The organism is Stenotrophomonas sp. STEN054 (genome assembly GCF_056854535.1).
Map to the genome: position 1 here is coordinate 1 of NZ_JBXFWG010000098.1, position 5,667 is coordinate 5,667.

At 70.2% G+C, this 5,667-nt stretch carries 8 protein-coding genes; 2 read left to right on the forward strand and 6 right to left on the reverse strand.

Features of this window, described 5'->3' with window-relative positions; all coding sequences use genetic code 11:
- Positions 1-113 precede the first annotated feature (113 nt).
- Together AC1VXD_RS19615 and aroE are read right to left on the reverse strand one after the other, a co-directional pair.
- Positions 114-473, reverse strand: a complete 360-nt coding sequence (locus tag AC1VXD_RS19615) for a hypothetical protein (protein ID WP_482993453.1) — start codon at positions 471-473, stop codon at positions 114-116.
- Between the two features lie 3 nt (positions 474-476).
- Complete coding sequence (aroE, locus tag AC1VXD_RS19620) at positions 477-1,322, reverse strand: shikimate dehydrogenase (RefSeq protein WP_108770392.1); 846 nt, start codon at positions 1,320-1,322, stop codon at positions 477-479.
- Between the two features lie 48 nt (positions 1,323-1,370).
- Here aroE and AC1VXD_RS19625 point away from each other — a divergent pair, with 48 nt between their 5' ends.
- On the forward strand, positions 1,371-2,234 hold the full coding sequence (locus tag AC1VXD_RS19625) for a TolB family protein (RefSeq protein WP_482993454.1): 864 nt from the start codon (positions 1,371-1,373) through the stop codon (positions 2,232-2,234).
- 63 nt (positions 2,235-2,297) lie between these two features.
- On the opposite strand, the gene AC1VXD_RS19630 is transcribed toward AC1VXD_RS19625, so the two are convergent.
- From AC1VXD_RS19630 to AC1VXD_RS19645, 4 genes are all read right to left on the reverse strand, one after another.
- The gene (locus AC1VXD_RS19630; protein ID WP_108770394.1) at positions 2,298-2,567 is read right to left on the reverse strand and encodes a gas vesicle protein GvpG; all 270 of its coding nucleotides are present in this window, start codon (positions 2,565-2,567) and stop codon (positions 2,298-2,300) included.
- A gap of 33 nt (positions 2,568-2,600) precedes the next feature.
- The gene (gene hemB, locus AC1VXD_RS19635) at positions 2,601-3,590 is read right to left on the reverse strand and encodes a porphobilinogen synthase (RefSeq protein WP_482993455.1); all 990 of its coding nucleotides are present in this window, start codon (positions 3,588-3,590) and stop codon (positions 2,601-2,603) included.
- Positions 3,591-3,609: 19 nt separating this feature from the next.
- Positions 3,610-4,527 carry a bestrophin family protein gene (locus AC1VXD_RS19640; RefSeq protein ID WP_482993456.1) on the reverse strand — a complete coding sequence of 306 codons (918 nt, stop codon included), beginning with the start codon at positions 4,525-4,527 and terminating at the stop codon, positions 3,610-3,612.
- 152 nt (positions 4,528-4,679) lie between these two features.
- The gene (locus tag AC1VXD_RS19645; protein WP_482993457.1) at positions 4,680-4,928 is read right to left on the reverse strand and encodes a hypothetical protein; all 249 of its coding nucleotides are present in this window, start codon (positions 4,926-4,928) and stop codon (positions 4,680-4,682) included.
- Positions 4,929-5,111: 183 nt separating this feature from the next.
- On the opposite strand from AC1VXD_RS19645, the gene AC1VXD_RS19650 reads away from it, so the two are divergent.
- A complete protein-coding gene (locus AC1VXD_RS19650; RefSeq protein WP_313145207.1) occupies positions 5,112-5,576 on the forward strand; it encodes a hypothetical protein in 465 nt (154 codons plus the stop codon).
- The last annotated feature ends 91 nt before the right edge of the window (positions 5,577-5,667 follow it).

The window sequence follows — 5,667 nt, forward strand, 5'->3', positions numbered from 1 at the left end:
GCGGCGGCCGCGCCGGGGGGGCGCGCGCCCGGCCGCCCCGCGCCCCCCCCCCCCCCCCCCCGCCCCCCCCCCCCCCCCGGCCCCCCGCCCCCCCCCCCCCCGGCGGCCCGGCGTTACGGGGCAGGCGGCAGCGGTGGCCGCTGGCGCAGCACGCGCACCAGCGCCCAGATCACCAGCACGATGCCGAAGGCGCTCAGCAGCGACAGCACGAACTGCACGCCGCCCAGCACCGCGCTCATCGCCGAGATGGCAGTGAAATCACCGCTGCTGACCATCCACAGCGGCACCACGTTGGCAACCACGCCACCGAGGTTGGCCACCAGCAGCAGCACCAGGCCCGCCAGCGCACCGCTGCGGGCCGCATCACGCGGCGCACCCACCACCCAGACCAGGCCGATGCACAGCGCGATCAGCACCGGCAGGCGCACGCCGATCATGCTCAGCACGCTCAGCAGCAGCGAGGAGCTGTCCATGGCTCAGTCTTGGCCGGCAAACGCGCCGGCACCGGCACGCAGCTGCTGGTAGACCTCGTCGGTCTGCGGGCGCACGCCATGCCACTGCAGGAAGCTCTCGGCGGCCTGCTCGACCAGCATGCCCAGGCCATCGACGGTGTTGCGGCAGTTGGCCGCGCGCGCCCAGGCCAGGAAGGCGATGGCGGCCTCGCCGTAGTTCAGGTCCACCGCGGTGGTCATCGAATTGACCAGCGACAGCGGCAGCTTGAACTCCACGTCGCGGTCGCGGCCGGCCGAAGTAGCGTTGAGGATCAGTTCGAAATCGCCCAGATCACGCAGGTCTTCCCAGTAGCGGCTGAGCGCGCGGCCCGGCTCGCCCATGGCGTCGATCAGTTCGTCGGCGCGTTCCGGCGTGCGGTTGACCACCACCAGCTCGGTGATGCCGGCATCGAGCAGCGCCGGGGCGACGCTGCGCGCCGAACCACCGGCGCCGATCAGCAGCACGCGGCGGCCGCGCAGGTCCAGGCCGTGGCGATCGGTCAGGTCACGCACCAGGCCGATGCCATCGGTGGTGTCGCCGTGCCAGCGGTCGCCCTTGCGCAGCAGGGTGTTGACCGAGCCGGCACGGCGCGCGCGCGCGGTCAGCGTGGTGCACGCCGAGAACGCGGCTTCCTTGTGCGGCGAGGTGACGTTGGCGCCGACACCACCCTCAGCGGCGAAGGCGTCCAGCCCGGCCAGGAAGGCGTCCGGGGCCAGGTCGATCGCGCGGTAGTCGATGCTGATGCCTTCCTGGCGACCGAACGTCGCGTGGATCAGCGGCGACTTCGAATGGGCAACGGGGTGTCCGAAGACGGCGTAACGATCGGTCATGGAATCCTCAAGCTGGCTAGACTGGTGCACTTTCGTGCAAGGACCCGGATGATGCGCATCACCCCGACCCTGCTGGTGCTTGCCGCCAGTCTACTCTCTGCCCCCGTGGCGATGGCGTTGAACGAGTACGGCATCGAGGGCATGGGCGTGGTCTCCACCCGCGCCGACGAGGGCCGGGCGACGATCAGTGCCGACGGCCAGCGCATCGTCTTCGCCCGCCGTGGCGAGGCGGGCTGGGGGCTGTGGCAGGCACGGGTGGTGGACGGCCGCTGGCAGCAGGCCCAGGCCCTGCCGGTGGACGTGGCCGGTGAGGCGCTGGACCCTTATTTCAGCCGCGATCGCCAGTGGCTGCTGTTCGCCGCCGGCCGCGCGGGGAAATGGGCGCTGTACCGCGCGGCGGTGGCCGCCGATGGCAGCGTGGGCCGGCCGCAGGCGCTGGCCGGCAAGGACGGCAGCCGTGGCGAGCGTGGCGCGGCCCTCAGCGTCGATGGCCGCCGGCTGCTGTTCGCGCGCGACCAAGGCCGTGGCGAGGGCTGGGATCTGTTCGTGGCGCCGCTGGATGCGCAGGGCGTGCGCGGTGCCGCCGTGGCCCTGACTGCCCTCAACACGGCCGCTGACGAGACCGATGGCGATTGGCTGGGCAATGACGGCGCGGTGGTGTTCAGCCGTGGCAACGGCGAGGCCGCGCAGGTGATGACCAGCGCCTGCGCCTGGACCGGTGCCGCGCTGCAGCCGCTGGGGCTGTCGTTCAACCAGACCGGCGGCTGGACCGGCGCGCCGGTGGTCGACAACGCGAAACCGGGCGAGATGATGGTGGCCAGCAGTGCGGCCAGGGCACCACGTGCCGGTGGCGTGGATGTGTACCGGCTGGCGGTGCCGAAGGTGGCGGCCGTGGCCGGGTGCGGCGGGTAACGGGCCATGGATCGCGTGGGCGTTCATCCACGCATGGCGTGGATGAGTCCCCTGACGCAGGCGTCAGCGCGCCAACACCTGGGCGCGCTGCTTCTCGTAATCGATCTCGCTCAGCTGGCCGTTGTCCTTGCGGCGGTTCAGCGCGGCCAGCTCGGCCTGCACGCTTTCCGGCAGGGCCTGCTCACGGGCCACGTGGGCGGCGGCGGAGAGCTGCTCCGGCGGGCGCCGGCTGGCACGCCAGGCCGCCACGAACACGCCGACGATGATGGCGCCGAACACCAGCGTGCCGGTGCCCCAGATCAGCCATTGCATCCATCCCATTTCCGGTCCCATCGCGTGTTCCTCCGTCCGTCGTGAGCGCTATTGTCAGCGCTCGCGCAGCCAACGCGCCACCTGCGGCGCGAAATAGGTCAGTACCCCATTGGCACCGGCGCGCTTGAAGCCCAGCAGCGATTCCATCACGCAGGCGCGTTCGTCCAGCCAGCCGTTGGCGAAGGCGGCCTTCATCATCGCGTACTCGCCGCTGACCTGGTAGGCGAAGGTCGGCACGCCGAACGTCTCCTTCACCCGGCGCACCAGGTCCAGGTAAGGCATGCCCGGCTTGACCATCACCATGTCCGCGCCCTCTTCCAGGTCCAGCGCGATCTCGCGCAGGGCCTCGTCGCCGTTGGCCGGGTCCATCTGGTAGGTCTTCTTGTCGGCCTTGCCGAGGCTGCCGGCGCTGCCCACGGCATCACGGAACGGGCCGTAGAACGCCGAGGCGTACTTGGCCGAGTAGGCCATGATGCGCACGTTGAGGTGGTGGTCGGCATCCAGCGCACGGCGGATCGCGCCGATGCGGCCGTCCATCATGTCCGAGGGCGAAATGATGTCGGCGCCGGCTTCGGCATGCGACAGCGACTGCTTGACCAGTGCTTCGACGGTGATGTCGTTGAGCACGTAGCCCTTGTCGTCGATGATCCCGTCCTGGCCGTGGGTGGTGTACGGGTCCAGGGCCACGTCGGTCATCACGCCCAGTTCCGGGAAGCGCGTCTTCAGCGCGCGGATCGCACGCTGCGCCAGGCCGTCCTCGGCCCACGCCGCCGATGCATCCAGCGACTTCTGCGCGCTGTCGATCACCGGGAACAGGTCGATCACCGGGATGCCCAGTTCCAGCGCCTCTTCGGCCACCTTCAGCAGCTCCTCGATCGACAGCCGCTCCACGCCAGGCATCGACGGCACCGCGGTGCGCCCGGCCAGCTCGTGTACGAACACCGGGTAGATCAGATCGTCGGTAGTGAGTGTGTTTTCGCGCATCAGGCGGCGCGAGAACTCGTCATGGCGCATGCGCCGCGGGCGGTAATGGGGATGAGGCATGGCAGGCTCCGAGGAGTGGCTATTGCAACAGGTAGCCCTGCGGCAGCAGGGGTTCGGGCAGGGGGCGTTCGCCGAGCGCGTCGAGCTGGTCGATCTCGATCGTGCGCACCATGGCGTCCAGCGGCAGGTCGTTCGGCTCCAGGCCGAAGGGTTCTTCCATCTCCTCGCCCAGCTGGTCCAGGCCGAAGAAGGCATAGGCCAGCACGGCCGACAGCACCGGCGTGCCCCAGCCCAGCGAACTGGCCAGGCCGAACGGCAGTAGCACGCAGAACATCCATGCGCAGCGGTGCAGCAGCAGGGTGTAGGCGAACGGCAGCGGCGTGCTGAGGATGCGCTCGCAGCCGGCCTGGATGGAGGACATCGCGTGCAGGCGGTCTTCCAGCTGGGTGTAGAGGATCGGCTCCAGATCGCCGCTGCGCAGCGCCTGCGTCAGCTCGGCAGCGATCATCGACAGCAGCGCGTCGGGCACATTCTCGCGCTCTGCCAGCTGCTCGCGCTGCGGCTTGTCCAGCCACGGCAGCGCCACCAGGGTAACGATGCGCCCGCGCAGGCGTGCGGCCAGGGCGTGGGCGAAGGCGGTGGTGAGGTAGGCGATGCGACGGCGGCGGCCGCTGTCGTCGGCCAGCAGCAGGTGCACCTGACGTGCCAGCGAACGCGATTCGTAGATCAGCTGGCCCCACAGCTTGCGGCCTTCCCACCAGCGGTCGTAGCAGGCGCTGTTGCGGAAGCTGAGGAAGATCGACAGGACCAGGCCGAGCAGGGTGAACGGGGTGACCGAGACCCGTTCGATGCCGAACGACGGCGCCAGCTCCACCACGGCGGCGACGGCAATCGACAGCACCAGGATGGCCAGCACCTTCGGCGCGATGGCCGGCACGATGGAACCGCGCAGGATGTACAGCAGTTGCCAGCCGTGGGGACGGGAACGAATGATCATGGGGTCAGCCGCGCCGGGCGCGGTTTCACAGGCACGCGGGGGTCTCGCGCAGCCCGGCATTGTACTCCCCTGCCCGGCGCCGGGCCGCGGGGCTGCGACCCCCGGTCGCACCCATGGGCGCGACTCGGAGCAGCTTTTTCAGGGCAGGCCGCTCAGAGCAGCCCGCCGCCGAGGCTCAGGCGGACGATGCCGACCAGCACCACGATGCCGTTCAGGACCAGCCCGGTCTTGGCGCGGCCGCGCTTGCTGGGGTGGGTGAAGAGGATGCCCAGCGCGGCGATGACCGCGCCCACCGCCGCGAACGGGATCAGGAACCAGTTGCCCCAGCCCAGCAGCGGAATCAGGGCCAGGATCATCCACAGCAGCGCCACGATGCCCCACAACAGACTGATCACGCCCATGCCAAGCTCCCCTCACGTTGGTAACTCCCCCAACAGTAGCCCGTCCGGCGGCTGCCGCCTACCGCCCTTGGCGACATGCTCACCCGCCCCGTGCCAGCATGCGGCCATGCCCCGGGCGAAGGTGTTGGCGCCGATTCAGAGTGCCCGGCCGATGATCCGAACTGTCCTACAGGGGTAAACGCCATGAACATCCGTTGGCTCGCTTTGACCGCCATGCTGCTGGCCGCTGCCGGTTGCGCCAGCACCTCCAAGGTGATGCTGGGCCGCGCGCGTGCGCCGATCGACCCGGCGCAGGTGCAGATCTACTCCACCCCGCCGGCCGGTTCGCTGGAAATCGCCCAGCTGGAATCGTCCTCGGCGGTCGGTTTCGGTACCCAGGGCCAGACCGACGCAGCCGTCGCACGGCTCAAGCGCGAAGCCGCGGCGCTGGGCGCCAACGGCGTGATCCTGATGGGCGTGGGCAGCAGCGGCTCCCCGGTGGGCATGTCGGTGGGCGCCGGCAGCTACGGCTCGCACGTGGGCGGCGGCGTGGGCATCGGTATTCCGACCACGCAGAAGCGCGCGGCCGGTGTCGCGATCTGGGTGCCGAACCCGGAGGCCCCGGCGCGATTGCCGACGCAGACGATTACCCCGCAGCCGCAGCGCTGACGCATTGGTGGCGCCGGGGCCCGAGCGGCGGCCTTTGTGAATTCGGCGGCAGCCGGGGCGGCCGGGCAGAAGGGTGTTTAGAGTGGTGAAT

Bases quoted from the DNA above. Each gene is read 5' to 3' on its own strand.
- AC1VXD_RS19615 (WP_482993453.1), bottom strand. From the start codon at position 473: ATGGACAGCTCCTCGCTGCTGCTGAGCGTGCTGAGCATGATCGGCGTG.
- hemB (WP_482993455.1), bottom strand. From the start codon at position 3,590: ATGCCTCATCCCCATTACCGCCCGCGGCGCATGCGCCATGACGAGTTC.
- aroE (WP_108770392.1), bottom strand. From the start codon at position 1,322: ATGACCGATCGTTACGCCGTCTTCGGACACCCCGTTGCCCATTCGAAG.
- AC1VXD_RS19625 (WP_482993454.1), top strand. From the start codon at position 1,371: ATGATGCGCATCACCCCGACCCTGCTGGTGCTTGCCGCCAGTCTACTC.
- AC1VXD_RS19645 (WP_482993457.1), bottom strand. From the start codon at position 4,928: ATGGGCGTGATCAGTCTGTTGTGGGGCATCGTGGCGCTGCTGTGGATG.
- AC1VXD_RS19640 (WP_482993456.1), bottom strand. From the start codon at position 4,527: ATGATCATTCGTTCCCGTCCCCACGGCTGGCAACTGCTGTACATCCTG.
- AC1VXD_RS19650 (WP_313145207.1), top strand. From the start codon at position 5,112: ATGAACATCCGTTGGCTCGCTTTGACCGCCATGCTGCTGGCCGCTGCC.
- AC1VXD_RS19630 (WP_108770394.1), bottom strand. From the start codon at position 2,567: ATGGGACCGGAAATGGGATGGATGCAATGGCTGATCTGGGGCACCGGC.